At 64.8% G+C, this 26030-nt stretch carries 24 protein-coding genes; 8 read left to right on the top strand and 16 right to left on the bottom strand.

The window, feature by feature from the left end:
• Positions 1–70 precede the first annotated feature (70 nt).
• From pyk to LV28_RS30675, 4 genes are all read right to left on the bottom strand, one after another.
• Positions 71–1504 carry a pyruvate kinase gene (gene pyk, locus LV28_RS30690; protein WP_023594886.1) on the bottom strand — a complete coding sequence of 478 codons (1434 nt, stop codon included), beginning with the start codon at positions 1502–1504 and terminating at the stop codon, positions 71–73.
• Positions 1505–1736: 232 nt separating this feature from the next.
• A complete protein-coding gene (locus LV28_RS30685; RefSeq protein WP_038618353.1) occupies positions 1737–2942 on the bottom strand; it encodes a phosphoglycerate kinase in 1206 nt (401 codons plus the stop codon).
• A gap of 86 nt (positions 2943–3028) precedes the next feature.
• Positions 3029–3352: an AzlD domain-containing protein gene (locus LV28_RS30680; protein ID WP_023594884.1), complete on the bottom strand. Its 324-nt coding sequence runs from the start codon at positions 3350–3352 to the stop codon at positions 3029–3031.
• On the bottom strand, positions 3349–4164 hold the full coding sequence (locus LV28_RS30675; protein ID WP_369798660.1) for an AzlC family ABC transporter permease: 816 nt from the start codon (positions 4162–4164) through the stop codon (positions 3349–3351). Before LV28_RS30675 ends, LV28_RS30680 begins: the two co-directional genes overlap by 4 nt.
• Positions 4165–4746: 582 nt before the next feature.
• On the opposite strand from LV28_RS30675, the gene LV28_RS30670 reads away from it, so the two are divergent.
• From LV28_RS30670 to LV28_RS30650, 5 genes are all read left to right on the top strand, one after another.
• Complete coding sequence (locus tag LV28_RS30670; protein ID WP_023594882.1) at positions 4747–4944, top strand: zinc-finger domain-containing protein; 198 nt, start codon at positions 4747–4749, stop codon at positions 4942–4944.
• Positions 4945–5057: 113 nt separating this feature from the next.
• Complete coding sequence (gene waaF, locus LV28_RS30665) at positions 5058–6083, top strand: lipopolysaccharide heptosyltransferase II (RefSeq protein ID WP_023871966.1); 1026 nt, start codon at positions 5058–5060, stop codon at positions 6081–6083.
• 59 nt (positions 6084–6142) lie between these two features.
• Entirely contained in the window at positions 6143–6598 is a 456-nt protein-coding gene (locus LV28_RS30660) for a nuclear transport factor 2 family protein (protein ID WP_023594880.1), read from the top strand.
• 16 nt (positions 6599–6614) lie between these two features.
• Positions 6615–7646 carry a YheT family hydrolase gene (locus LV28_RS30655; protein ID WP_023594879.1) on the top strand — a complete coding sequence of 344 codons (1032 nt, stop codon included), beginning with the start codon at positions 6615–6617 and terminating at the stop codon, positions 7644–7646.
• A 26-nt stretch (positions 7647–7672) separates the two neighbouring features.
• Positions 7673–8332 (top strand): DUF2946 family protein, encoded by a 660-nt coding sequence (locus LV28_RS30650; RefSeq protein ID WP_023871968.1) that lies wholly within the window; start codon positions 7673–7675, stop codon positions 8330–8332.
• 69 nt (positions 8333–8401) lie between these two features.
• On the opposite strand, the gene LV28_RS30645 is transcribed toward LV28_RS30650, so the two are convergent.
• Positions 8402–9901, bottom strand: coding sequence for a M48 family metalloprotease (locus tag LV28_RS30645; RefSeq protein ID WP_023594877.1), 1500 nt, complete (start codon positions 9899–9901; stop codon positions 8402–8404).
• Between the two features lie 349 nt (positions 9902–10250).
• On the opposite strand from LV28_RS30645, the gene moaC reads away from it, so the two are divergent.
• A complete protein-coding gene (moaC, locus tag LV28_RS30640) occupies positions 10251–10742 on the top strand; it encodes a cyclic pyranopterin monophosphate synthase MoaC (RefSeq protein WP_038618356.1) in 492 nt (163 codons plus the stop codon).
• 19 nt (positions 10743–10761) lie between these two features.
• On the opposite strand, the gene LV28_RS30635 is transcribed toward moaC, so the two are convergent.
• The gene (locus tag LV28_RS30635; RefSeq protein WP_371328141.1) at positions 10762–11646 is read right to left on the bottom strand and encodes an EamA family transporter; all 885 of its coding nucleotides are present in this window, start codon (positions 11644–11646) and stop codon (positions 10762–10764) included.
• A 76-nt stretch (positions 11647–11722) separates the two neighbouring features.
• Between LV28_RS30635 and LV28_RS30630 the strand changes: the two genes are divergently transcribed.
• Entirely contained in the window at positions 11723–12313 is a 591-nt protein-coding gene (locus LV28_RS30630) for a MarR family winged helix-turn-helix transcriptional regulator (RefSeq protein ID WP_023594874.1), read from the top strand.
• 125 nt (positions 12314–12438) lie between these two features.
• Here LV28_RS30630 and LV28_RS30625 read toward each other — a convergent pair whose 3' ends face one another.
• Positions 12439–13650 carry an MFS transporter gene (locus LV28_RS30625; RefSeq protein ID WP_038618359.1) on the bottom strand — a complete coding sequence of 404 codons (1212 nt, stop codon included), beginning with the start codon at positions 13648–13650 and terminating at the stop codon, positions 12439–12441.
• 102 nt (positions 13651–13752) lie between these two features.
• Here LV28_RS30625 and LV28_RS30620 point away from each other — a divergent pair, with 102 nt between their 5' ends.
• Entirely contained in the window at positions 13753–14730 is a 978-nt protein-coding gene (locus tag LV28_RS30620) for a LysR substrate-binding domain-containing protein (protein WP_048806420.1), read from the top strand.
• 134 nt (positions 14731–14864) lie between these two features.
• Here the strand turns inward: LV28_RS30620 and groL are convergent, their stop codons facing one another.
• The 9 genes from groL to mhpA form a co-directional block, all read right to left on the bottom strand.
• Entirely contained in the window at positions 14865–16511 is a 1647-nt protein-coding gene (gene groL / locus LV28_RS30615; protein WP_023594871.1) for a chaperonin GroEL, read from the bottom strand.
• A gap of 49 nt (positions 16512–16560) precedes the next feature.
• Complete coding sequence (gene groES / locus LV28_RS30610; protein WP_023594870.1) at positions 16561–16851, bottom strand: co-chaperone GroES; 291 nt, start codon at positions 16849–16851, stop codon at positions 16561–16563.
• 447 nt (positions 16852–17298) lie between these two features.
• Positions 17299–18402, bottom strand: a complete 1104-nt coding sequence (locus LV28_RS30605; RefSeq protein WP_023594869.1) for a porin — start codon at positions 18400–18402, stop codon at positions 17299–17301.
• 123 nt (positions 18403–18525) lie between these two features.
• Positions 18526–19281: an ABC transporter ATP-binding protein gene (locus LV28_RS30600; protein ID WP_023594868.1), complete on the bottom strand. Its 756-nt coding sequence runs from the start codon at positions 19279–19281 to the stop codon at positions 18526–18528.
• Positions 19281–21077 carry a branched-chain amino acid ABC transporter ATP-binding protein/permease gene (locus LV28_RS30595; protein ID WP_038618362.1) on the bottom strand — a complete coding sequence of 599 codons (1797 nt, stop codon included), beginning with the start codon at positions 21075–21077 and terminating at the stop codon, positions 19281–19283. The genes LV28_RS30600 and LV28_RS30595 overlap by 1 nt, the downstream gene beginning before the upstream one ends.
• 18 nt (positions 21078–21095) lie before the next feature.
• Positions 21096–22151, bottom strand: a complete 1056-nt coding sequence (locus tag LV28_RS30590) for a branched-chain amino acid ABC transporter permease (RefSeq protein ID WP_023594866.1) — start codon at positions 22149–22151, stop codon at positions 21096–21098.
• 193 nt (positions 22152–22344) lie between these two features.
• On the bottom strand, positions 22345–23496 hold the full coding sequence (locus LV28_RS30585; protein WP_023594865.1) for an ABC transporter substrate-binding protein: 1152 nt from the start codon (positions 23494–23496) through the stop codon (positions 22345–22347).
• A gap of 25 nt (positions 23497–23521) precedes the next feature.
• Positions 23522–24385, bottom strand: coding sequence for a fumarylacetoacetate hydrolase family protein (locus tag LV28_RS30580; protein WP_023871975.1), 864 nt, complete (start codon positions 24383–24385; stop codon positions 23522–23524).
• A 68-nt stretch (positions 24386–24453) separates the two neighbouring features.
• Complete coding sequence (gene mhpA, locus LV28_RS30575) at positions 24454–25956, bottom strand: bifunctional 3-(3-hydroxy-phenyl)propionate/3-hydroxycinnamic acid hydroxylase MhpA (RefSeq protein WP_023594863.1); 1503 nt, start codon at positions 25954–25956, stop codon at positions 24454–24456.
• Positions 25957–26030 lie beyond the last annotated feature (74 nt).

The following is a 26030-nucleotide window of genomic DNA, read 5'->3' as shown; positions in this document are numbered from 1 at the left end:
CCCCATGACGACGGCGCGCGGGCGGCGGCGGGGCGCAATCGCCTCGCCGCGCCCGGCGCGGCCCAACGCATCATGCGTGGCCCACCTGGACAATCTTCAACGTATTGGTGCCGCCGGGTTGCCCCATCGGCTCGCCCACCGTCAGCACGATCGTGTCGCCGCGCTTGACCACCCCGCTCGAGAGCAGCAGTTGCTCCGCCTGCTTGAGCGCGTGATCGCGGTCGAGCGTCGCATCGGCGCGCATCGCATACACGTTGCGGTACAGCGCCATCTTGCGGTGACTGCCGAGCTGCGAGGTCAGCGCGAAAATCGGCACGTGAATCTTGTGACGGGACAGCCACAATGCGGTCGCGCCCGATTCGGTCAGCGCCACGATCGCTTTCGCGCCAAGATGATACGCGGTAAACAGCGCGCCGGCGGCAATCGTCTGGTCGATGCGCGTAAAAGTTTGGTCCAGCCAGTCGCGATCGAGTTCCACCGTCTCCGAACGCTCCGCCTCGACGCAGATCGTCGCCATCGTCTCGATGGTTTCGACCGGATACTTGCCCGCCGCGCTCTCGGCCGAGAGCATCACCGCGTCGGTCCCGTCGAGCACGGCGTTGGCCACGTCCGACACCTCGGCGCGCGTCGGCACCGGGTTGTGGATCATCGACTCCATCATCTGCGTGGCCGTGATGGTCGTCTTGTTCATCTCGCGCGCCATGCGGATCATGCGCTTCTGAAGCGCCGGCACCGCCGCATTGCCGACTTCGATGGCCAGGTCGCCACGCGCGACCATGATGCAGTCCGAGGCCGCCAGGATCTCTTCGAGCGCCGGAATCGCTTCGGCGCGCTCGATCTTGGCGATCATGAGCGGCTTGATGCCATACGGCTCGCCCGCCACGTTCGCCAGGCGCCGCGCCATTTCCATGTCCGTGGCGTTCTTCGGGAAGGAGACCGCGACGTAATCGGCGCCCAGCGCCATCGCGGTCTTGATGTCTTCCATGTCCTTCGCGGTCAGCGCCGGCGCCGTCAACCCGCCGCCCTGGCGGTTGATGCCCTTGTTGTTCGACAGATCGCCGCCGACCTTCACGGTCGTGTGAATCTCGCTGCCGAGCACCCGATCGACGATCAGCACGATGAGGCCGTCGTTGAGCAGCAGCACGTCGCCCGTGCTCACGTCGCGCGGCAGTTCCTTGTAGTCCAGGCCGACGCGCTCGTCGTTGCCGAGCTCGCATTCGGCGTCAAGAATGAACTTCGCGCCAGCTTCCAGCGTGGTCTTGCCGTTTTCGAACTTGCCGACGCGGATCTTCGGACCCTGCAAATCGGCCATGATGGCCACTTCGCGGCCGGCGGCCTTCGCGGCCGCGCGCACCATCTCGGCGCGCTCGATGTGATCCTGTGCCTTGCCGTGCGAGAAATTCAGGCGAACGACGTCGACGCCTGCAGCGATCATGCGCGAGAGCACTTCCGGCGTGCTCGATGCCGGACCGATGGTGGCGACGATCTTGGTGGAGCGGTTCATTACATCCATCTCTTCATCCTCTTTGGTAGCAGCGCGTTCGACATTGCTGGCGCTTAGAGGTTTGTAACGCATTTAGCCCGCCGCAGGTTAACCAAAAAGTTCGTATTGTCCGTACGAAATCGATTGATTCGATCTCTGACGTTCGCAATGAACGGGTCAAAACGGCCGTCCACGAATGCTTTCCGGACCATCGAACCTGGCGGCGAGCCCCGCTCCACCTGGGTTTGCGCGATCAGTGGGCGCCGGCGGCGCGTTGTTGCAGGACATCGACCGCCGGCAGCGTCTTGCCCTCGAGGAATTCGAGGAAAGCGCCGCCGCCCGTCGAGATGTAGCTGACGTCGTCGGCAATGCCGTATTTGGCGATGGCCGCGAGCGTGTCGCCGCCACCGGCGATCGAGAAGCCCTTGGCTGCCGCAATGGCACGCGCCAGGGTCTCGGTGCCGTGGCCGAACTGATCGAATTCGAACACGCCGACCGGCCCGTTCCACACGATCGTGCCGGCGCCGCCCAGTTGCTCGGCGAGCTTGGCCGCCGTTTGCGGCCCGATGTCCAGAATCATGTCGTCGGCCGCCACGTCCGCAGCAGCCTTCACGGTCGCTTCGGCCGTGGCGCTGAATTCCTTGGCGCACACGACATCCGTCGGAATCGGCACAGTGGCGCCGCGTGCGGCCATGGCGTCGATGATGGCCTTCGCCTCGCCCACCAGATCCGCCTCGGCGAGCGACTTGCCGATCGGCAGACCGGCGGCCAGCATGAACGTATTGGCGATGCCGCCGCCCACGATCAGGTGATCGACCTTGTCGGCGAGCGACTTGAGAATGGTGAGCTTGGTCGAGACCTTCGAGCCCGCGACGATTGCCACGAGCGGACGCGCCGGCGCGTTCAGCGCCTTGCCCAGCGCTTCGAGCTCGGCGGCCAGCAGCGGGCCCGCGCAGGCGACCGGTGCGTACTTGGCGATACCGTGCGTGGTCGCCTCGGCGCGGTGGGCCGTGCCGAACGCGTCGTTCACGTAGACGTCGCACAGCCTGGCCATCTTCTGCGCCAGTTCGTCGTTGTCCTTCTTCTCGCCCTTGTTGACGCGGCAGTTCTCCAACAGCACCACGGTGCCCGGCACCACGTCGAAACCGCCGTCGACCCAGTTGGCCACGAGCTTCACGTCACGACCGAGCAATTCCGAGAGTCGGCCGGCGACCGGGGCGAGCGAGTCGGCGGGCTTGAATTCGCCTTCGGTCGGACGGCCCAGGTGCGACGTCACCATTACCGCGGCGCCCGCGTCGAGCGCCATCTGGATGGCCGGCACCGAAGCGCGGATACGCGTGTCTTCCGTGATGCGGCCCTCGTCGTCCTGCGGCACGTTCAAGTCGGCGCGGATGAAGACACGTTTGCCAGCGAGCTGGCCCTGGGCGATCAAATCGGTCAGACGTACGACGGAAGCCATGAGAATCCGGAATATATGGTGGGAAAAACATGCATTTTAACTGATCCGACCGCCGGGTTGCCCATTTCGGGGTTCCGGGGTTCCGCCTACAGAAACAGCCGGCCAAGCGTGTAGACGGCCATGCCGACGACAATCATTTCGATCATGTTGCGCCGCCAGACGAACCAGGCCGTGGCCGCGATCGCCGCCGCCAGCTTGTGATTGCCCAGATGCACCGCGAACTGGTGATCGAGCAGCAGCACCTCGGGCACCACGATCACCGCCAACGCGGCTGCCGGGGCATAGCGCAACGCGCGCTGGAGTCGTTGCGGCAACGTCACACGCTCGCCCGCCAACAGAAAGAAGGTGCGTGTGACGATCGTGATCGCCGTCATCGCCACGAAGGCGAACCAGATTTCGAAGGTGCTCATGAGCGCTCCTCGTCGCGACGCGGCGCATCCGCGACATGTGTTGCGCTCGCCCCCACCGCTGACCTGCCCGAGGGGATATCGGCGGGCACCACGCTGGATGCCGCCGTGGGCGCGACGGCCGACACGCTGGCGGGCGCCACCGTCCGCGCGTCGTCGCGCGGGCCGACTTCGATGCCGGTCGCCCCGCTCGCGGTCCTGGTCGATGCCAGACGCTTCGCATGGCGCGCCGCAAGGTCGTCGCACACCATGCCGGCCGCAAGTGCGCCGAGCACGCCGAGCACAAGATTGAGCCGGTATGGCAGGTCGAATGCGAGCACGCCGATCACCGACGCAAGCGCGACGGCGAGCATCGTGGAACGGCTCGTGATCGTGTGAACCATCATGGGAATGAGCGCGAGCGTGCCGGCAAAGCCCAGGCCCCAGCTATCGGGCACGAGGGAGCCGAGCATGATGCCGAGGATCGACGACACATGCCAGACGGCCCAGTTGCTGAGGGTGATGCCGTAATACGTCCCCTCCTTGCCCGGGACGTAACCGCTCGCAAAATTCTGGTTCATGAACATCACGAAGCCGAGATCGCCGTTGACGTAGCCGAGCGCGATGCGGCGCGGCAACGACAAATACGAGAAATGCGGCTGTAGCCCGGCGCTGAAGATCACGAAGCGCAGATTGACGATGCCGACCGTGAGCAGAATGGTCCACAGGGGCATGCCCGCGGCAAAGAGTGGCAGCGACGCGAGTTGCGCGGAGCCCGCATAGAGCATCAGGCTCATGCCGATGGCCTGGGGTACCGTGAGGACCGACTTGCTCATGGCGACCCCGGTCACGAGCCCCCAGGAGAAGATGGCTAGCAGAAGTGGCGAAATGATGCGAAAACCTGCCGCGAACCCATCACGTTCGGCGGCTGGCAAACGAAGCGTTGGCATGGTCGGTTGGGGGCGAGCGCCGCGGCAAGCGGCGCAGGGTGTGGCAAGGCGGGGCGAAGCGGTCCCGACGGCGCCCGGCACGCCCAAGATGACCGCTGTCGGTCACAGCGCCCGCCAGGGGTTGCCGGAGAGTCTCCTGACTGTATTCATCGTTGGCGGCGGGCGACGCACCATTATAGTCATGTTAAATATTCGTTTACTACGCTGACGTCCGATATCGCCCGATATCGTCCGATTTCCCACGCTTTTTGCCGGGGCCTGCGCCGCGGTGTCGCGTGCGCGCCACGCGCACGGTAACTTGCCTGTCGCACGCGGCCTGCCGCGAGGCGCCAAGCGCGGTGCGCCATCCGCAAAGGGCGGCGCCTGCTTTACAATAGCGTCTTTTGGTGAACGGTCGGGCATGCGCTTTGCGCCTGTCATGGTCGCGCAATCCCCAGAGTTCCGAATATCCATCACGGTCTGAACCCCATGAGCGAAGTCAAACAAATGCCGGTCGTCGAAGTCGGCGCCGAAGATCTCCCGGTCCATTGCCCGAATCCGAAGATGGAAGCCTGGAGCGCCCACCCGCGCGTTTTCATCGATGTCACCCACGGCGAAGCCGCCTGCCCGTACTGCGGCACGCGCTATCGCCTGAAGGCCGGTGTCGTGCTCAAGGGTCACCACTGAGCCCGCAGCGCCCTGCCTCGGCCGGTTCCCGGTGCCATCCGCCGCTGTCGCGGAGCACTGGCCGGTCGTGCGTCAGTTTCATCGCCACGCTTAACGTTTAGAGTCTCCGCCCAATGCATAAAGCCTTGGTGATCGCCCCCAACTGGATTGGGGACGCGCTGATGGCGCAGCCGTTGTTCACCCTGCTCAAGCGTCTGCATCCGCGTCTGACCATCGACGCGATCGCGCCGGGCTGGGTCGCCCCGGTTCTGGAGCGCATGCCGGAGATTTCGCGCGTCGTCGCCACCGACCTCGCGCACGGCAAGTTGCAGCCGCTCGAGCGCTACCGGCTCGCGAGCGTGCTCGCCGACGAGGGTTACGACGCCGCCTACGTGTTGCCGAACTCGCTGAAGTCGGCCCTGATTCCGTGGCTGGCGCGCATCCCGTTGCGCATCGGCTACAAGGGCGAGCAGCGCTACGGCCTGCTCAACGTGCGTCACGCCAATCCGCGCAAGGACGAACGCCCGCCGATGGTGCGGCATTACGCGGCGCTCGCGTTCGCACCGGGGGCCAAGCTGCCCGAAACGCTGCCGACGCCGCGCATCGAGACCGATCTGAACGAGTCGGCCCGCGTTTTCGCGCGTTTCGGCCTCGATTTGCGCGTACCGCTCGTCGTGTTCTGTCCGGGCGCCGAGTTCGGCCCCGCCAAACGCTGGCCGACCGGCCACTTCGCGCAACTGGCGCAACTGGTTCGCCGCTCGTTCCCGTACGCGCAGATCATCGCGCTCGGCTCGGGAAAGGACGGCGCGCTGGCCCAGCAAATCGCGGCAGACGCCCCGTTCGTGCGCAATCTCTGCGGGCAGACCTCGCTTGCCGAGGCCTGTGCGCTGCTCGCGCGTGCCAATGCCGTGGTAAGCAACGACTCGGGGCTCATGCATGTGAGCGCGGCCTTGCGTCGCCCGCAGATCGCCCTGTTCGGCTCGTCCGATCCGCGCCACACGCCGCCGTTGTCAGACCAGGCGCACGTCCTGTGGCTACAATTGGAATGCAGCCCGTGTTTCGCCCGCGAATGTCCGCTGGGCCACACGCGTTGCCTCAACGAGTTGATGCCCGAGCACGTGTTCGCGAACCTTCGCAACATCCTGCTCACGCAGCGCTGATGCCATCCAGCGTGGTGCGGCCTTCAGCCCGATCCGGTCACCTTCAACGGTAAATCCTCATGCCACGTTTCGTCCGCCTGTTCGATGCCGCCAGTGAAACCATCACGGCCTTTTATGACGCGCTGCGCCGCGGGCAGACGGATCGTGCGATGTCGCTCTGGGCGAACGAGGATTTCGTCAGCTACATTCGCGCCGACGGCACCCGCTGGGACGGCCTCGAGCAGATCCGCAGCGGCCTGGTGGCCCAATTCACGCAGAGCGTGGTGCTGATCGATTCGCTCGACACGACCGAGTACGACACCGTCGGCACGGTCGTGCACACGGCCACCGAAGCCATGCGCGTGGGCAAGGAAGACGCCGGACAGACCACCGCCCAGCTCATTCATACCACCTACGTACTGGTGCATGAGCAAGGCGACTGGCGCTTCGCCCACATCCACTCCAGCCCGTTGCCGCCGCATGCCGTCGAGCAGTTCAGCCTGATGATGCACGCGCGTCCGGACGGGCTGCACTGAACCGGCCGGAGTCGCGATGACGGCACGCCCGGCGGCATTTCTTCCCCTGGATTTCCGCTCGCCGCGTTGGCTGCCCGACGGGCACAGCCAGACGATCTACCCTGCCTTGCTCGGACGCCGCCCGGTCGTCGAGTTCCGGCGCGAGACGTGGGACACGCCCGACGGCGATTTCGTCGACGTCGACTGGCTGGTTGGCCCGCCCGCCTCGGAAAAGGCGCCGCCGGCGCCTGGCGCGCTCGTTGCGACACCGCTCGTCGTGCTGTTTCATGGACTGGAAGGCGGCTCGGGCAGCCACTACGCCAGAACGTTGATGCGCGAAGTCGAAGCGCAGGGCTGGCGTGGCGTGATACCGCACTTTCGCAGTTGCAGCGGGCGCATGAACCGCGCGCCGCGCTTCTACCACTCGGGCGACAGCACCGAGATCGACTGGATGCTGCAACGTTTGCGCGCGAGCACATCGGGCCCGATCTTCGCGGCAGGCGTATCGCTGGGCGGCAATGTCCTGCTGCGCTGGCTTGGCGAGCGCGAGGCGCACGCCACTGGCATCGTCAGCGCCGCCTGCGCCATTTCCGCGCCGCTCGACCTGCGCGCGGGGGGGCTCGCGCTCTCGCACGGCTTCAACATGGTGTACACGCGCAATTTTCTGGGCACGCTCAAGAAGAAGGCACTTGCCAAGCTCGATCAATATCCGGGCCTTTACGATCGCGAGCGCATGCTGGCGGCGCGTGACCTCGGCGAATTCGATCACGTGGTCACGGCACCGCTGCACGGCTATCACAGTGCGTTCGACTACTACACTCGTGCCTCGAGCAAGCCGATCCTGCCGGCCATCGAGGTCCCGACGCTCGTCATCAATGCGCGCAACGACCCGTTCCAGCCCGCGAGCGCGTTGCCCGGCGAAGACGACGTCGGACGCTTCGTGCACCTGCTGCAACCCGCGCATGGCGGGCACGTCGGTTTCATGAGCGGGCCGTTCCCGGGCGGCATGACGTGGATGCCGCACACGGTCGTCGAGTATTTCCGTCAATTCTTGCCGAATGCGGCCTAGGCGCGTGCGCCCCGCGAGGATGTCCCATGGATGAAATCGTTCGACAGGCAATGGCCAAGTGGCCCAACGTACCGCACTGCTACGGCTGGCTGGCGCTCGATCGTCGCGGGCAGTGGCGCATGCGCGACGATGCGGCGCAGGCGGCGGGTGCCGCGGGCGACCCGATTCGTCACGAAGCGCTGCTGGCATTCATCGCCCGCAATTACGCCTGCGACGACGCCGGGCGTTGGTACTTCCAGAACGGGCCGCAACGCGTCTATGTGTCGCTGGCCTATGCGCCGTTCGTCGTGCGTCTCACATGGGACGCCGCAGCCCATGAAGGCCGCGGCGCGCCGGTGCTGACCGATCAGTTGGGCCGATCGTTCGTCCCCAGCGCGTGCCTGCTCGACGAAGACGGCAACGTGGCATTCGCGGGCGCCGTTCGCGCGGAGGGTGCTGACATGCCGAATGCGCCGCTGGCGCTGCTGCACGATCACGATATCGATCTTCTCACGCAAGTGTCGGACTTGCCGCAGGCGTTCGAACTGGCCGAGACCGCCGACGATACGGCCGATGCCAGGGCGGCGGTGCGCCTGCATTGGCGCAACGGCGACTCGCTGCCGTTCGCGACGGTTCGTGCGGGCACGTTGCCACAGACGTATGGCTTCGAGCGAGATCCGCAAGCGTCGGCCACGCCGGGCGACTGAGCGTGCCCGGGCGACATCGCGCGCGAGGTGCGTCGGGCGGCGGCATGCATTTCGCGATGCTGGCGCCGCTCACCCGAACTGCTTGTTGAAGTCCTTCTCTTCTTCCTTGTCTTCCTTGTACCGGCGCTGGAACTCGTGCAATCGGGCGTCGATGGTCGAAAGTTCGTAGAAGTCGGCGTCGCCGGCATCGCGGGCGAGCTTCAATTGACTCACCGCCGCCATCCATTGCCCCTGCAACGCGTACTGCTCCGCGAGCGCTTCGTGCTGTCGGGCGCGCTTGCCGCCCGCCGCCCACGCGCCGGCCAGGGCGCGCCACCAGATCGGCTCGCTGCGATAACGCTCCACTTGCGCCTGCAGGAACTTCGTCGCGTCCGGAATCCGGTGAGCAGCCACCAGCGCATCGGCATATGCCATGTCCGCCGCCTGCGATAGCGGAAATGCCGTGCGTGCCTGCACCGCGATGCGCAGCGCGTCGTCCGGCCGGCCCGACGCACGCGCGATGTCCGACGCGAGCACCGCCAGACTCGGGGTGCCGGGACCGCTGCCGCCAAAGGCCGCGCGGGCGTTCTCCAGCGCTTCGCGGGCGGGCGCCCAGCGATTTTGCTTGTACTCGGCGAGGGCGACCGCGTACCAGGCGCCCGCCACGCTCGGCGCGGTCTGCGTGCGGATGGCGGTGCGTTGCGCGTCGGCGATCGTGGCGTAGTCGCTCGCCGACTTCTGCTGCAGTACCAGCGAACGCGCGCGCACGAACTGGTATTCGGGCGATTGTTCCGGTTGACGATAACCCGCGTTGCGCGAACGGTTGAGCATGTCGGCAATACGGTCCGTCGTCAGTGGGTGGGTGCGCACGTATTCGGGCACGCCGGCTTCGTTGATCGCGTCCGCGCGCTGCAATCGCTCGAAGAACGTCGGCATGGCATAGGTATCGAAGCCGGCCGCCTGCAACAACTGGAAACCGACTCGGTCGGCCTCGCGTTCCGCGTCGCGCGAGAAACGCAATTGCCGATCGACGGCCAGTCCCTGTCCGCCCATCGCGATGCCCATGCCGAGATCCGAACTGCGCGCGCCCACCCCGGCGAGCAGGCCGAGCAGCAGGCCGCCCAGCGCGATCCACGAGTTCTGCGCCTGCTGGCCGAGCATTCGCGCGATGTGATGTTGCAGCACGTGCCCCGTCTCGTGGCCGACGACCGAGGCGAGCTCCGATTCGGTGCGTGTGGCGACGATCAGTCCGGTGTTGATGCCGATGAAACCGCCGGGGAGCGAGAACGCGTTGATCGCCGGGTCGCGCACCACGAAAAACTCGAAGCTTTGGCTCGCGTCCAGGCCGACCTTGCGCGTGGCGGACACGAGCTTGCCGCCGAGGCCATTCACGTAATCGGACAGCAACAGGTCGGACAGGTAATCCGGATCGGCGCGAATTTCGCGCATCACGCGCTCGCCGAGCTTGCGCTCCATGGCGGGCGACAGATCGGATGCGGAACTCTGGCCCAGCGTGGGAAGCGCCTGCGCGGCGACTTGCGTCGGCACGACAGCGGCGGCGAACGTGACCGCCGTCATCACGGGCAACATGCCGCATGCGACGGCGCGAGGCCATCGGACACGGGAGGCGCTGCGAGCGCGTGGCGGCATGACGCTCATGCGCGGCACCGCGACAGACGAAGCACGGGGATCATGCGAGACATGCTGAACATGCGGATGAAGGCGCGGAACGAACGTGACGAACGCGTCATGGCAAATGGGCGCCGCGTGGCGCTGATCACTCGAGGCTGCTGCTATGATAGCAGCCAGACATGGACGTTCCGCGCCACGGCGCAAACGTTCCCAATACGACAAGACACGACCGCCTTCAGGCTCGCGACACGGGCATCCGTCAGCCTTTTCGAGGGCAGTGGCGACAGACCTCTTTCAGCATCGACTCATGGCAGAACTCACCCATTTCGACAGCGCCGGACAGGCCCACATGGTTGATGTCGGCGGCAAGGACAGCACGCATCGCATCGCCGTCGCGCGCGGCACCATCCGGATGAAGCCGGAAACGCTGGCACTGATTCGCACCGGCTCGGCAAAGAAAGGCGACGTGCTCGGCATCGCCCGCATCGCCGCCATTCAGGGCGCGAAGCGCACGGCCGATCTGATTCCGCTGTGCCATCCGCTCGCCCTCACGCGCGTCAGCGTGGAATTCCTGATCGACGACGGTGCCAACGCCGTTCACTGCCGTGCCCAGGTCGAGACCGTCGGTCGCACGGGCGTCGAGATGGAAGCATTGACGGCCGTGCAGGTGGGACTGCTGACCATTTACGACATGTGCAAGGCGGTGGATCGGGGGATGACCATCACCGATGTGCGCGTGCTGGAAAAGCACGGCGGCAAGTCGGGCGACTGGGTGGCGCAGGATCTCGAAAGCAACTGAGCGCTGGCGCGCGCCGCGTTCAGGCGCGTCGGGATGCCGTCCACTGCACGGCGAGAATGCTCGCGAAGACCATCGCCAGCCCGACGAACGCGAAGCCCCGGATCGCCTGCCCCAGCAGGACCCAGCCGAGCACGACCGCCGTCAACGGGCTGAGCAGACCGAGCGACGACACCGCCACGGGCGTCAGCCGCGCAATGCCGCGAAACCACAGTGCGTAGGCCAGCAAGGCGCCCGCCATCGACAGGTACAGGTACCCCAGGGCCTGCCACAGCGTGATGCCCGGCAGCGGCGCGTCGGCGAACCAGGCCACGGGCGCGAGCATCAGCCCTCCCAACATCAGTTGCCAGCCCGTGAGCGCCAGCACGGGCATGTCCAGACGCCACCGGCGCGTGAGATAGGTTCCCGTCGCCATGCTCGCCGCGCCGGCCAGTGCCGCCAGGATGCCCACCGGCTCGAAGATCGTTCCCGGCGAGAGCAGCAGAATGCCCATGCCGACGACGCCGGCCACCGCCGCCCAGACCGTCGCCCCCAATGGGCGCCGCTGCTCCACGCCCCATGCCAGCGCCATGACCAGCAACGGCTGAATCGCGCCGACGACGGCGGCCAACCCACCCGGCAAACGATAGGCGGCGACGAACAGCAGCGCCTGGAACGCGCCGATGTTCAGCGCGGAAAGCACCAGCAAACGCCCCCAGTCGCGCGGCGCCGGCAAACGGCGAGTGCAAAGCAACAGGAGCAGGCCCGACGGCAGCACGCGAATCAGCGCCGCCGTAAAGGGACGATCGGGCGGCAGCACCTGCGTCGTCACGATGTAGGTCGATCCCCAGATCATCGGGGCAAACGCCGTCAGCAGAACGTCAGCCCAGCGCACGCCCGAGGGCAAAGTGGTCGCGGAAGTTGTCATCGCCATTTATCTTCAATTCAAGATAAATGGAGTTTGCTATCATTTTGCCTTGAAGTCAAGATAACTGGAGTCACGCATGACGAATCGGTCCACGGGCAATCGAGCAACCAGGGTCACGCAAGCCGCGCCTTCCGGGCAGGAGGCGGCCCCGGCATCGTCGGCGCATGCGCGTCACGGCGACGCCGTCGACGCCATCCTCGCGCAATGGCACCGGGAGCGCCCCGATCTCGACGTCTCGCCGATGGGCGTCATCGGACGGCTCAAACGATGTGCGGCGCTGGTGCAGCAGCAACTCGACGCCACGTTCGCGACGTTCGACATGAGCGGCTGGGAATTCGACATGTTGGCAACGTTGCGTCGCTCGGGCGCGCCTTATCGGCTGGCGCCGACGGCGCTGTTTTCCACGCTGATGGTGACGTCGGGCACGATGACGCACCGATTGCAGCGCCTGGAAGCCCGGGGCTGGATCGCGCGCGTGCCGAACCCGGACGACGCGCGCAGCACCCTGGTTCAATTGACGGATGCTGGATTCGCGTTGATCGAACGTGCCGTCGAGGCCCATGTGGCCAACGAGCATCGCATGCTCGCGCCCCTGCCCGATGCGACGCTCTCCGACATCGAGGCAGGCCTGAGCGCGTGGTTGCGGGTGCTCGAAACCGGAAAGTGATTGGGCAAGGCCGCCCAGCGGCCGGCGTCCACGACCTCGGTTGCGGCGCTATGCCGGGCGCGGCTTCGGCGTTTTCGAGCGGCCCGGTTCGGGGCCCTGTCCCGAGAGAGACAGCAATGGCGGCATCAGGCCGCGGCGACCTCGCGCACGCGTTGGCGCTGCGGCCAGAAGTACCACACGGCGCCGAGAATCTGCAGTACGACGAGCGCCGTCCATGCCGAGAAGTGAGCTTGCGCGCTGTGAGCGGTGTAAGCGCCGAGTACGGCCCCCACCCCCACCTGACACAGGAAGATCAGCACGAAGACGACGAGCGTGAGCGAAGTGTTCACGCGTCCGATCAGCGTGCCGTGGAAGTGTTCGGCGAGCACCGCGTACGACAGAATGCCCGTGCCGCCGAAGATCCCGTAGGCCGCCCAGAGCCACATCGGGGGAATGGGCGTGCGCAGCATGAGCAGCACCTGCACGACGACGAACAACACCATGCCCACGCCGGAGAATGCGAAAACGCTCAGGCCCCGTCGCTCCAGCGAACGGGCCGCCGCGCCGAAGCCGACGCTGCCGGCCATCATGGCGAGCCCGACAACGGACACCAGCGAGGCCGCCTGCGCCTCACCCATGCCTTCGACATCGCGCATGAACGGCGCCATCCACAGCGACTGCATCGCGTAGAACACGCCTTGCGTCATTCCTGACAGCGACGTCACCTTCCAGAACATGGCACTGCCAAGTACCTGCCGCACGCCCTGCAGCGCCTCGGTCAGCCCGCCCTGTGCGTGTGAACCCGGCTTCTCGGGAGCGCCGAACCAGAGCGCCGCCGACATGAACACCGTCAGCGCCGCCAAGCCGAACGACACCATCCGCCAGTCGGTCAGGCCGAGCAGCCATGTCAGCGGCGTGCCGACGACCACTCCGCCCATGCCCCCCACGGCCATCACCAGGCCATTGAGCAACGGCAGGCGCGCGACCGGAAACCATAGCGCCAGCGCCTTGAACGCACTGCCAAGACACACCGAGACGCCCACACCAATCAGCAGACGTCCCACCATGAGCGCGCCCACGCCTTGCGCCAACCCGAACATGGCGGCGCCGGCGGCCGCCAGCAGCAGCACGAGCGAGGCGACCCGGCGGGGCCCGAATTTGTCGAGCAGCACGCCCGCGGGCAGTTGCGCGCCGGCGAATCCGAGGAAGTAGAGGCTGGTCAACAGGCCGAGATCGGCGGACGAGAGGCCAAGTTCGCGCGTCATGAAGGGGGCGAACCCGATGTTCACGCCGCGGTACACATACGAGACGAAGTAGCCGCAGGCGAACAGCACGAAAATCCGGAGGGCTTTCGACATGAACAATACCTTGCTGAATTGCTTGGGTAGGCATTGTCGGCGCAACGCGGCGATGAGGCCAACGAAACCTTTGCGCTCGTATTGTGAGTAGAATTTGACATCATGTTCCAACACCTTCCCCCCCTCCAATCCCTGCGTGCGCTTGAGGCGGCGGCACGTCACCGGAGCTTTACCCGGGCCGCCGAAGAATTGAATTTGACGCACAGTGCTGTGAGTCATCACATGCGTTCGCTCGAGCAGCAGCTCGGCACGGCCTTGTTTCGTCGCGTCGGCGCGCGCATGATCCCGACCAGTGTCGGCGCACGGCTGGCCGAACGCGTGCGCATCGGGATGTCGGAACTCGACGAAGCGATGACGGAGGCCCGGGCCGGCACGGTCCCCGACGTGTCGCTCGCGACGGTACGGCTCGAAGTCAGCGTCATGACCGACCTTGCCGCACAATGGCTCATTCCCCGACTGGGATGCTTCAGCGAGCAACACCCGAATATCGATCTGGTGGTCCGGATCCATGCCGATATCCCGGCGCCCGACCCCTATTCGGTCGACGTGGGTATCTGGCATCAGCGGGTGGAGAAGCCGGGGTTCGTCACGCGCAAGCTGCTCGACGACCACGTCATCGCGGTGTGCCATCCGGCGCTGATCGCGCGCGTGCCCGATTTCACGCTCGCCGATATGTCAAAGCTGCCCATGCTGCGCTTTTCCTATCGCTCGTGGCGAGACTGGCAGGTTGCGGCCGGCTTGCCGCCGCACGAGCCCACGCGTGGACCGATCTTCGACGATTCGGGATTGCTGCTGCGCGCGGCGCTCGCGGGGCAAGGCGTTGCCACCACACGCAGCTTGCTGGTGCGAGACGCACTCGCGTCCGGGGAACTGGTGCAGATCGGCGACATTCAGGTGCCGCCCAGCCTCGAGTATTACGTCAGTTGGCGTGAGAACCATCCGCGGGAGCGTTCCATTCACGCGTTCTGGCAGTGGATGCAGGCGCAGATCGCCGCCACGACGCCGCAGGTGCCACCGGCAATCGGCGGCGCGGGTATGGATACCGCAACGCCCGGCACGCCAACCCGACCGGCTCGGTAGGCGAAAAAAAACGGCAACGAGTCCCGAAGAACTCGTTGCCGTTTTGGCGCGGGCCGGCGTGATCGAGACCACGGGGCCCTGCGACCGGGCAGTGGGCGCCTCGCGGCGCCCGGTCAAGCCGTCTCTCGCGAGACTTACATGCCCATGCCCATGCCGCCCATGCCGCCCATGTCACCCATGCCGCCAGGCATCGGTGCATCTTCCTTCGGCAGTTCGGCGACGGCGCAGTCGGTGGTGAGCATCAGGCCCGACACCGAAGCGGCGTTTTGCAGTGCCGTGCGGGTGACCTTCGTCGGGTCCACGACACCCATTTCCACCAGGTCGCCGTACTCGCCGGTCGAAGCGTTGTAGCCGAAGTTACCCTTGCCTTCCACGACCTTGGCCACCACGACGCTGGCTTCTTCGCCACCGTTCGTGACGATCTGGCGCAGCGGCTCTTCCATGGCGCGCAGGACGATCTTGATACCGGCGTCCTGGTCGGGGTTGGCACCCTTGATGCCCGACACGGCAACGCGAGCACGCAGCAGAGCGACACCGCCGCCCGGGACGATGCCTTCTTCCACGGCAGCGCGGGTGGCGTGCAGCGCGTCTTCCACGCGTGCCTTCTTTTCCTTCATTTCGACTTCGGTCGCGGCGCCGACCTTGATCACGGCAACACCGCCGGCCAGCTTGGCCACGCGCTCTTGCAGCTTTTCACGGTCGTAGTCGCTCGACGCTTCTTCGATCTGAGCGCGGATCTGCTTGACGCGCGCTTCGATGTTCGCGGCTTCACCGGCGCCATCGATGATGATGGTGTTTTCCTTGCCGATTTCGATGCGCTTGGCCTGGCCCAGTTCGTTGAGCGTCGCCTTTTCCAGCGTCAGACCGATTTCCTCGGCGATGACCTGGCCGCCCGTGAGGATGGCGATGTCTTCCAGCATGGCCTTGCGACGGTCGCCGAAGCCCGGGGCCTTGACGGCGCAGGTCTTCAGGATGCCGCGGATGTTGTTGACCACCAGCGTTGCGAGGGCTTCGCCTTCGACGTCTTCGGCGATGATCAGCAGCGGACGGCCGGCCTTGGCGACTTGCTCGAGCACCGGCAGCAGGTCACGGATGTTCGAGATCTTCTTGTCGAACAGCAGGACGAACGGGTTCTCCAGGATCGCGACTTGCTTTTCCGGGGTGTTGATGAAGTACGGCGAGAGGTAGCCGCGGTCGAATTGCATGCCTTCGACGACGTCCAGTTCGTCCTGGAGCGACTTGCCGTCTTCGACGGTGATCACGCCTTCCTTGCCGACCTTGTCCATGGCGGCGGCGATGTAGTCACCGATCGAGGTGTCGCTGTTGGCCGAGATCGAACCGACCTGAGCGATTTCCTTGTTGGTGGTGCAGGGCTTGCTGATCTTGCGCAGTTCGTCGATGGCGGCGGTGACGGCCTTGTCGATACCGCGCTTGAGGTCCATCGGGTTCATGCCGGCGGCGACGAACTTCATGCCTTCGCGGACGATCGACTGGGCGAGCACCGTGGCGGTGGTGGTACCGTCACCGGCGTTGTCGCTGGTCTTGGAAGCCACTTCCTTGACCATTTGCGCGCCCATGTTCTGGAGCTTGTCCTTGAGTTCGATTTCCTTGGCGACCGACACACCGTCCTTGGTCACGGTCGGGCCGCCGAAGCTGCGCTCGAGCACGACATTACGGCCCTTCGGGCCCAGGGTCACCTTGACGGCGTTGGCGAGGATGTTGACACCCTCGACCATCTTGGCACGAGCGGCATCGCCGAAAACGACTTCTTTAGCTGCCATTGCAATAACTCCTTGAATACTTTACGTAGATGTCCTGGGGGAGACAGACTTAGGCGGCCACGACGGCCATGATGTCTTCTTCGCGCATGACCAGCAGTTCCTGGCCATCGACCTTCACGCTTTGGCCGGCATACTTGCCGAACAGAACGCGGTCGCCCACCTTCACGTCGAGTGCGATCGCCTTGCCTTGATCGTCACGCTTGCCCGGGCCGACGGCCAGGATTTCACCCTGGTCCGGCTTCTCGGCAGCGGCGTCCGGGATCACGATGCCCGATGCGGTCTTCGTTTCGTTGTCCAGGCGCTTGACAATAACGCGGTCATGCAAGGGACGAAGGTTCATTACAAGCTCCTCTTTCTCTCAATGAGATCGTCAAAACAAATATGCAATCGTTTGCATATGCTATGAATTCATGGCGTTAGCACTCTGCGCCAACGAGTGCTAATTATAGGGACGGGGTTTTACGATTTCAAGACGCGGGGTTTTCCCGGAGGTAAAAATTGGGCGAGCGGGCCTGGGCTGGAGGCGAATTCTGAATGTTGATCACTCAACGCGGGGCTCGCCAGATCGACGACCGAGACAAAACTTGTGAAATCAATGACATACGAGGCAGCCGCAGCCGTCACCCTCGCCGGGTGTAGGCGATAACGACTGGCGATGCGACGAACGACGACGATGTCGACGGTCGCTTTCGTGCGGGTTCGGCTTCGCGTCGTCCCGGAGCGCCCGGCCGGCGACAGACGCCGCGCGCCGGGCGCGGGGCACCGGCACGCGATTCCCGAGGCGAGGTCAGAATGTGTGACGAACGCCCAACATCACCCCCAACTGGTTGCCACCCATGGCCGGAGACGCGGGCACGACGGTCGCGCCGCTAACCGAGAAGTTACTTTGCGCGCCGTTCGTCAGGAAACCGGTCTGGGCGTACACGGCAGTGCGTTTTGAGAGGCTGTAAGTTGCACGGGCAACATACATGATCGAATGGACGCTGGCGTCCTTGCTGTTGTAGTAGACGACTTGCGCATCCACCTGCAGCGGCACACTGACTGCGTATGACGCGCCAAGATAGAACAGGTTTGACGACACGCTCGTCACGTCGGAGTGAATCCATCGCCCGATCCATCCGCCACCGACCTTGACCGGTCCGAGCACAAAATAGCCGTTGGCGACCAGCCGGCGGTCGCGGCTGCTTGCGCGGGCCATCGCGTAACTGGCTGTCGGTGCGATCGTCGCCGGCGCGGAGCCCGCGCCCCCACGCTGTTCATCGAAGGCTACAGCCGCGCCCCATTTGGCCGCGTTGTACTTGAGCATCGCCGAGATTTCGCGACACGCGAGAAAGTTGCCTGCGGTCTGGCCGGCACAGCTCGTCGAATCGCGACCGGTCGAGTACTCCGCACCGACCGTCAGGCCATTGAACACGCCCTTATACGCAAGGCTATTGTCGTTACGCGGGTTTGGAATGAAGCTGTCGTATGAACCCATGCTGTAGATCGCCGGTCCGATCACGTCGGAATCGAGCAGCGACAGGTACGTCATACCGTACTGGCGCCCGATCGTGATCGTTCCCCACTTGCCTCCGAGACCGACGAAGGATTGGCGCCCGAACAGACGGCCGCCCTGTGCCGATGTGCCGTTGTTCAGCGCGAACCCGCTTTCCAGTGTCCATAGCGCCTGCAATCCGTTACCGAGATCTTCCGTGCCACGCATTCCCCAGCGCGAGGGCAATGTGGCGGTATTCGTCGGAACGCGCACCAGCGTCCCGCCTTGTGGCGTGGCGTGTGTCAGGTATTCCACGCCAGTATCGAGCAGGCCATAGAGTTGAACATTCGATTGCGCGTTGGCAACACTTACCACTACCGTGCTCGCCATCGCGGCGGCAAGTATCAGACGCTTCATTGGTTGTCTCCAAACATTATTTATTAGTATTACTACTTATTTTTTAGTTGCCTCCCGAGATCTCCTTGTCTCCGGTTTCCTCCCTCAGCCTGGCTGCTTGTCTTTTTGTCGGTAGGTGGTTTATCAAGCGTCGGCAGTGGCTTTCCTGGCCAGCCCCAGATACGTTTCAATGACCTTGGGATTGCTCGCAAGCGCTTGCGCCGGACCTTCCAGGGCCAGCTCACCGGTTTCGATCACGTACCCGTAGTCCGCCACCTGCAATGCGGCACGGGCGTTCTGTTCGATGAGCAGGGTTGCCACGCCGGTCTTGCGCAGGTCGCTGATGATGTGGAAGATTTCTTTCACGATCAGCGGCGCGAGGCCCAGGCTCGGCTCGTCCAGCATGAGCAGCTGCGGCTTGGCCATCAGTGCCCGGCCCACCGCCAGCATCTGGCGCTCCCCGCCAGACAGCGTCCCGGCCTGCTGCACACGACGCTCCTTCAGGCGCGGGAACAGCTCATAAACCACTTCCATCTGGTCGAGGAAGTGCTTCTCCCCCGCCTTCTTGCGTCGATATGCGCCCAGCAGCAGGTTGTCCTCGACGGTCATCGTCGAGAACAGTTCGCGCTTCTCCGGCACCAGACACATGCCGCGCGATACGCGCGCTTCGATCGTCAGCGCCGACATCTCGTGCCCGAGATACATCACGCTTCCCTTGCTCGACCCGTTGTGCGGCAGCGCGCCCATGATGGCGTTGAGCATCGACGACTTGCCCGCGCCATTCGGACCGATCACGGTGACGATCTGCCCCGCCTGCACGCGCAGATGCGCCCCATGCACCGCCTCGACTTTGCCGTATGCGACGGCGAGGTCCTTGACCTCAAGAATCGCGTCTGCCATCACTCCACTCCTCCAAGGTACGCCTCGAGCACCGCCGGGTTCTTCTGCACGTCTTCCGGCAGACCCTCGGCAATCTTGGTGCCGAATTCCATCACCACCAGGTGATCGGTCAGGTTCATCACGAAGTCCATGTCGTGCTCCACCAGCAGCACGCTCATCCCCTCGTCCTTGAGCTTCCTGAGCAGGTCGCCCAGCGCCTGCTTTTCTTTGTAGCGCAACCCCGCGGCCGGCTCGTCGAGCAGCAGCAGCGTCGGGTCGCACGCCAGCGCACGCGCGATCTCCAGAATGCGCTGCTGGCCCAGCGCCAGACTGCCCGCCTCGTCGTACATGTGCGCGCCCAGACCCACCCGCTCGATCTGTTGCTTCGCCTCATGCAGCAGCATCGCCTCTTCACGGCGATCGAGTCGCAGCACGCTCGACCACACCCCGCCCTGCGGGCGGCGACGCAGGCCGTTCCCGTCGCGCAGGTACGCGCCGATGGCCACGTTCTCAAGCACGCTCATCTGCGGCATCAGCCGCACGTGCTGGAACGTACGGCCGATCCCCCGCTTGACGATCTCGCGCGAGGGCAGACGATCGATGCGCTCGCCAAGGAACGAGATCTCGCCTCGCGTGGCTTGCAGCACGCCAGTGACCAGGTTGAAGGTCGTGGACTTGCCCGCGCCGTTCGGGCCGATCAGGCCCACGATCTCGCCCGCCCTGACCTCGAACGACACGTCGTTCACCGCGACGAGTCCACCGAATTCCTTGCGCGCCTTCTCGAGCTTGAGCACCACTTCGCCCACCGCCGGCTTGGCGCGGTGGCCCAGCGGCTCGGCCTGTTCCGGCGCCTTCGCCACGCGTCGCGCCGGGAAGATCTTGCCGAAGAACGGCCACACGCCATCACGCGCGTACTGCAGCAGCAACACGAGCAGGATGCCGAAGACGATGGTCTCGAAGTTGCCGTTGGCCCCCAGCAGCACCGGCAGGATGTTCTGCAGGTAGTCCTTGAGCACCGTCAGGATCGCCGCGCCCAGCACCGCGCCCCACACGTGCGAGACGCCACCGACGACGGCCATGAACAGGTACTCGATGCCGTGGTTCAGGTTGAAGGGCGTGGGGTTCACGGCGCGCTGCAGGTGCGCGTACAACCAGCCGGAGATCGCCGCGAGCACGGCCGCGTAGACGAACACCACGACCTTCATCCACGCGGTGTTCACCCCCATGGCCTCGGCCATCACCCCGCCGCCCTTGAGCGCGCGAATGGCTCGCCCGGAGCGCGAATCGAGCAGGTTCTTGACCGACACGACCGCGAGCACGACCACCACCCAGATCAGATAGAACATCTGGCGACCGCTCGCCAGCTCGACGCCGAACAGGCTGATGGTCGGAATGTCGTTCAGGCCGTCGTATTTGCCTAGAAACTCGAGGTTGCCGAACAGGTAGTACAGCGACAGGCCCCACGCGATCGTGCCCAGCGGCAGGAAGTGCCCGGACAGTCGCATGGTGATCGCGCCGATGACGAGCGCGGCAGCCGCGGTGATCACGATCCCCACGATCAGGCCAAGCCACGGCGACGCCCCGTACGCGGTCGTCAGGTAGGCCGTGGCATACGCCCCGAGCCCCACGAACGCGGCCTGCCCGAACGAGGTCATGCCGGCCACGCCCGTGAGCAGCACCAGCCCGATCGCCACGATGCTGTACAGGCCAATGTAGTTGAGCAGCGTCACCCAGTATTCGGGCAAACGCACGGGAGCCGGCAGTACCGGCAACGCTGCCAGCACCACCAGGAAAATCAGGAAGTATTTGTTTTTCATTCTGTGGTCCGCCCCGGCTTATTCCTCGTCTTCTTCCACGTGCTTGCTCGTGAGCGACAGCCACAGCAGCACCGGAAGGATCAGCGTGAAGACGATGACCTCCTTGTACGCACTCGCCCAGAACGACGAGTACGACTCCAGCAGGCCCACCAGAATGGCGCCCAGCGCCGCGACCGGGTAACTCACCAGCCCCCCGATGATCGCCCCCACGAAGCCCTTCAGGCCGATCAGGAAGCCCGATTCGTAATAGATGGTCGTGATCGGCGCGATCAGAATGCCGCACAGCACGCCCAGCACCGCGGCCAGCGTGAACGCCAGACGCCCCGCCTGCACGGTGCCGATACCCACCAGCCGCGCGCCAAGACGATTGACCGCCGTCGCACGCAGGGCCTTGCCCGAGAGCGAACGGTCGAAGTAGAAGTACAGCGCCAGGATCATCACCACCGACACGCCCACCACCCACAGGCTCTGCCCCGACACCATCACCGAACCGATGTTGAAGCTCGCGTCGGAGAACGCCTGCGTGCGCGAGCCCTCCGCCCCGAACATCACCAGGCCCAGGCCCGTGAGCGCGAAGTGCACGCCGACCGAGACGATCAGCAGCAACAACGTGCTGGCTTCGGCCAGGGGCTGATACGCCAGGCGATAGAGCATCGGACCCATCGGCACGACCAGCAACAGCGTGATGGCGATCTGCACGAGCATCGGCAGTGTCATCGGTGCCAGCGCCTGGACGACGAAGAACACGGCGATCGGAAACACCAGATATTTGCCCGCGAACACCGGCACCAGCCGCCCGGCCAGCTTGCGGCGCTCGCTGTGACGCAACACGCTCGCCGTCTCCACGATGAACGTGCATACGCCCATCGCCACGAGCAACCAGCTCGTGAGCGGAAACTTCTGGGTTTGCAGTGCCGCCAGCGTGAGCGCGCCATACGACACGAACTCGCCCTGCGGAATGAAGATGACGCGGGTGACGGAGAACACCAACACTAGCGCCAATGCCAACAAGGCATAAATCGCACCCGTGGTGATGCCGTCCTGCGCGAGCAAAACTACGATCGAGAGGTCCATGCGAATTGAGGCATGCGCAGACAAAGCCGCGCACGCGAAGACAGAGGAATCGCCCTCTCGACCGAGAGGGGTGAGACAGCACCCGTCGCCACACGTGAGCGGGCGGCAATGCCAGTGACGAAAAACGACGACGGAACGACGCGAAGCCGGCACCGACGACGCGCGACATCGCCGTCGCCAATGCCGGTGCGGCTTATTTGGCGAGCACCCAACGGCCCTTCTGACGCTGGCCGAGCATCAGGGAGCTAATGTCGAGACCGGTGTGATCCGTCGCGCTCATGTTGTAGACGCCACGCGCGCCGGCCAGATCCTTTGTCGCCTCGATGGCATCGCGCAGCGCGGCACGGAACTGCGGCGTGCCAGGTGAAGCCTTCTTCAGCGCCTCTGGCACCGCGTTCGCGATCAGCTTGTTGGCGTCCCACGCGCCCGCGGAGAAGATGTTGCTCGTGTTGCCGCCGTACTTCGCGTCGTAAGCCCGCACGAATTCCGCGGCACTCTTCTTGGCGGCATAGGTATCGGGAACCTGATCGACCCCCATCACCGCCGCGTACGGAGCGAAAATGCCATCGGCGGCCGCGCCCGAGAGTCGCAGAAAGTCGCCGAACGTCGCACCCAGCGTCACATAGATGTCGCCCTTGTAGCCGCGAGTGCGCAATTCGAGCAACGGTGTCGCTGCGGCGCCACCCGACCCGGCGATCAGCACAGCGTCGGGCTGTTTCGAGAGCATCTTGACGACCTGGGACGTGACCGTCGAGTCGGTGCGGGCATAGCGTTCCTGCGACACCACCTGAATCCCACGATCCTTGGCAAAGCGCTCGGTCAATTTCAACCATTGATCGCCGTAGGAGTCGGTAAAGCCGATGAACGCCAGCGTTTTCGTCTGCTTGGCCTTCATGTGATCGAACAGCGGCGTGCCTTCATGTTCGTCGTTGGTCGTCGTCTTGAAATTCCAGCGTCGTTGCGCATCGACCGGCTGCACCAGCGAGTTGGTCGGCCCTTGCGTGATGCCCGGCGTTCCCGATTCGGCCAGCAATGGAATGACCGCCACAGCGCTCGGCGTCGTCGTCGGTCCGATCACCACATCGACGTGCTCTTCGCTGATGAGCTTATGCAGGCTTCGCACGGCAAGACTCGGGTCGGACGCGTCGTCGAGATAGATGTACTTGACTTTCTGTCCTCCCAAGGTGTCCGGCCCCAGCATGACGCCGCTCTTCTCCAGCGTGCCGAGCGACGCCGCTGGCCCGGTGGTCGACAGAATCACACCGACCTTGATGTCGGCATGCACGAGGCCGCTCAGTGCCGCGGCCATGACCCCGGCCGCGATCAGAATGCTTGTCTTGTTCATTATTGATGTCTCCTCCACTGTCTCGTCACTGATTCGTGGCGCTGCCCTCGGCACGAATCGGGTTGCGCAGAATGCCGAGCTTGCTGACTTCCACTTCGACCACATCGCCGTCCTTCATGAACAGCGGCGGATTACGCTTCGCACCGACACCGCCCGGCGTGCCGGTCACGATCACGTCGCCCGGCTGCAATCTGGTGAAGGTCGAGCAGTAGGCAATCAGCGTCGGGATCGAAAAGATCAGCATGTCGGTGGTGGCGTGCTGCACGACCTGTCCGTTCAAACGCGTCTCGAGTGTGAGCGCTTCGTTCTCGCCGATCTCGTCGGCGGACACCAGCGTCGGGCCGAAGGCGCCGGTTGCCTGAAAATTCTTTCCCGGCCCCCACTGCGAGGTGTGGGTTTGCCAGTCGCGAATGCTGCCGTCGTTGTAGCAGGCGAAGCCCGCGATATGGGAGAAGGCATCTTCCTCGCTGATGCGACGTCCGGCGCGACCGATCACCACGGCGATCTCGCCCTCGTAGTCCAGACGCTCCGACTCGGGCGGCAGCAGAATCGGTTGCTCGTGACCGAGCTGCGATTCGGCGTAGCGCATGAATATGGTCGGGCGCTCGGTGCGCTCGCGCCTGGTTTCGCGCACGTGTTCGTCATAGTTCAGGCCGGCGCACAGCACCTTGTCGGGATCGGCCACGGCCGGTCGATAAGCGTCGATCGAGGCGAGTGCGAAATCGGCGTCGTGCTTTTGCGCGAGATCCTTCAGCGTGTCGATGCCATGGGCACGCAATGCGGCGCCGAGGTCGACGAGGCCCAGACGTGCGCCGAGATCTACCACACCTTCATTGCGCACCACACCAAAACCGGCCTTGCCCTGCCGCGTGAAACTGACGAATTTCATGAATGAGTCTCCAGAGAAAACATTGTTGAGCCAATACAAATCGGTTGTGTTTTGCGGACCGCCCTCGCTCAGGCGGCCACCGGGGCTTCAGCCACGCCGAGTGCGGCCCCGACGGATGCCGTCAGATTGCGCAACGCGTCGCCCCCTCGGGCAACGCCGGCGACATAGCGATCCGGACGAATCAGCACAGCATCGGCATCGAGCGTGTCGAGCCATTGGCGTGTCGACTCGCTGGCGTCCTCGATCCATCGCAGCGGCCACGGGAACGCCGCGCGGGCGGCTTCGCACTGCGCCGCGGAGAAGGCGCCGCCTCGCGTGAGCAACAGGAAGTCGTTTCCTGCCGCGTCGTCCATGCGTCGGCCGTCGGCCAATGTCGGTTGCCGCGAGATCGCGCCGCCTTCGGCCTCCTGTAGGAGCAGCGCACTCGCGCCCAGTCGCGGACTCAGGCTCTGAAGACGACGGGGGCCGTTGGCGAACATCTCGTCGCGCCGCGCGGCGGCGTCCTGATCGACCGCCTGGATGATGCGCCCCAGTTCGACCGCCAGCGTGATGAACTCCGAGACGTGCGGGTAGCGTTCCTGCTGATAGGTGTCGAGCAACGCATCGGAAGCGCCGTGCCGCAGAATCGCCACCAGCTTCCATGCGAGATTGCTCGCGTCGCGAATGCCGGCGCACATGCCCTGACCGAGGAACGGCGGTGTCTGATGGGCGGCGTCGCCGGCCAGCATCAGACGTCCCTGCCGCCATCGCTGCGCAATCACCGCATGAAAGGTGTAGACGACGGCGCGTTCGAGATCGGCGTCGTCGGGGGTAATCCACTTCTTCAGCATCGACCAGACGTTCTCCGCCTGAGCGAATCGCGCGGCGTCCTCACCCGGACGCAGCATGATTTCCCATCGGCGCCGGTTGTCCACGCCGCGCACATAGGTCGCGGGCCGGGCTGGGTCGCAGAACTGCACGCTGTGTTCCCCAAGCACGTTCCAGTCGCGCTTGAGTAGCGCGTCGAAGACCAGCCAGCGCTCATGCAAGCCCAGATCGACCATTTCGCTGCCGATCATGCGACGCACGAGTGAGCGCGCGCCATCCGCGCCGATCACGTAACGCGCCCGGACCTCGCGCAACGCGCCGCATGACAGGTCTTCATAGCGCACCTGCACGTGATCGGCGTGCTCATCGAGCGCGAACACTTCGCTGCGCAGACGCACGTCGACGCACGCATGCGTCGCCAGACGCTCGCGCAGAATGCGTTCGAGATCCGGTTGATGGAAGCGATAACTACTGTTCCAGCCCTGCGGCCCGATCCCTTCGGGACGCTGCCAATCGACCAGCAACTTGCCATCGGCATTCACGAACTTCATACCGGGCGACACCCGGCAATGCTCCGCCAGCGCCGGGGCGACGCCAATGGCATCGAACACCCGCATGCACTCGGCATCGAAATGCACCGCGCGGGGCAGCGGATACACCGCAGGCTCCCGTTCGAGTACCACCACCGATATTCCCGCGCGCCCCAACAAATTGGCCAGCGTTGCGCCGACCGGGCCAAGACCGATGACCACGACGTCTACCACCCTCGCCTCCCATTGATTTTTCTTGAATATCACTATTGGACAAAATATAGATCCATGACACTTTACTGTCAAAC

The sequence above is a fragment of the Pandoraea pnomenusa genome, assembly GCF_000767615.3.
Taxonomy (GTDB): domain Bacteria; phylum Pseudomonadota; class Gammaproteobacteria; order Burkholderiales; family Burkholderiaceae; genus Pandoraea; species Pandoraea pnomenusa.
The sequence above is the reverse complement of the archived record's forward strand: the minus strand, read 5'-3'. Positions and strand labels throughout refer to the sequence as shown.

Coding starts and splice junctions, on each gene's coding strand:
- pyk (WP_023594886.1), bottom strand. CDS start 1,504: ATGAACCGCTCCACCAAGATCGTCGCCACCATCGGTCCGGCATCGAGC.
- LV28_RS30685 (WP_038618353.1), bottom strand. CDS start 2,942: ATGGCTTCCGTCGTACGTCTGACCGATTTGATCGCCCAGGGCCAGCTC.
- LV28_RS30680 (WP_023594884.1), bottom strand. CDS start 3,352: ATGAGCACCTTCGAAATCTGGTTCGCCTTCGTGGCGATGACGGCGATC.
- LV28_RS30675 (WP_369798660.1), bottom strand. CDS start 4,164: ATGAGCAAGTCGGTCCTCACGGTACCCCAGGCCATCGGCATGAGCCTG.
- LV28_RS30670 (WP_023594882.1), top strand. CDS start 4,747: ATGAGCGAAGTCAAACAAATGCCGGTCGTCGAAGTCGGCGCCGAAGAT.
- waaF (WP_023871966.1), top strand. CDS start 5,058: ATGCATAAAGCCTTGGTGATCGCCCCCAACTGGATTGGGGACGCGCTG.
- LV28_RS30660 (WP_023594880.1), top strand. CDS start 6,143: ATGCCACGTTTCGTCCGCCTGTTCGATGCCGCCAGTGAAACCATCACG.
- LV28_RS30655 (WP_023594879.1), top strand. CDS start 6,615: ATGACGGCACGCCCGGCGGCATTTCTTCCCCTGGATTTCCGCTCGCCG.
- LV28_RS30650 (WP_023871968.1), top strand. CDS start 7,673: ATGGATGAAATCGTTCGACAGGCAATGGCCAAGTGGCCCAACGTACCG.
- LV28_RS30645 (WP_023594877.1), bottom strand. CDS start 9,901: ATGTTGCCCGTGATGACGGCGGTCACGTTCGCCGCCGCTGTCGTGCCG.
- moaC (WP_038618356.1), top strand. CDS start 10,251: ATGGCAGAACTCACCCATTTCGACAGCGCCGGACAGGCCCACATGGTT.
- LV28_RS30635 (WP_371328141.1), bottom strand. CDS start 11,646: ATGACAACTTCCGCGACCACTTTGCCCTCGGGCGTGCGCTGGGCTGAC.
- LV28_RS30630 (WP_023594874.1), top strand. CDS start 11,723: ATGACGAATCGGTCCACGGGCAATCGAGCAACCAGGGTCACGCAAGCC.
- LV28_RS30625 (WP_038618359.1), bottom strand. CDS start 13,650: ATGTCGAAAGCCCTCCGGATTTTCGTGCTGTTCGCCTGCGGCTACTTC.
- LV28_RS30620 (WP_048806420.1), top strand. CDS start 13,753: ATGTTCCAACACCTTCCCCCCCTCCAATCCCTGCGTGCGCTTGAGGCG.
- groL (WP_023594871.1), bottom strand. CDS start 16,511: ATGGCAGCTAAAGAAGTCGTTTTCGGCGATGCCGCTCGTGCCAAGATG.
- groES (WP_023594870.1), bottom strand. CDS start 16,851: ATGAACCTTCGTCCCTTGCATGACCGCGTTATTGTCAAGCGCCTGGAC.
- LV28_RS30605 (WP_023594869.1), bottom strand. CDS start 18,402: ATGAAGCGTCTGATACTTGCCGCCGCGATGGCGAGCACGGTAGTGGTA.
- LV28_RS30600 (WP_023594868.1), bottom strand. CDS start 19,281: ATGGCAGACGCGATTCTTGAGGTCAAGGACCTCGCCGTCGCATACGGC.
- LV28_RS30595 (WP_038618362.1), bottom strand. CDS start 21,077: ATGAAAAACAAATACTTCCTGATTTTCCTGGTGGTGCTGGCAGCGTTG.
- LV28_RS30590 (WP_023594866.1), bottom strand. CDS start 22,151: ATGGACCTCTCGATCGTAGTTTTGCTCGCGCAGGACGGCATCACCACG.
- LV28_RS30585 (WP_023594865.1), bottom strand. CDS start 23,496: ATGAACAAGACAAGCATTCTGATCGCGGCCGGGGTCATGGCCGCGGCA.
- LV28_RS30580 (WP_023871975.1), bottom strand. CDS start 24,385: ATGAAATTCGTCAGTTTCACGCGGCAGGGCAAGGCCGGTTTTGGTGTG.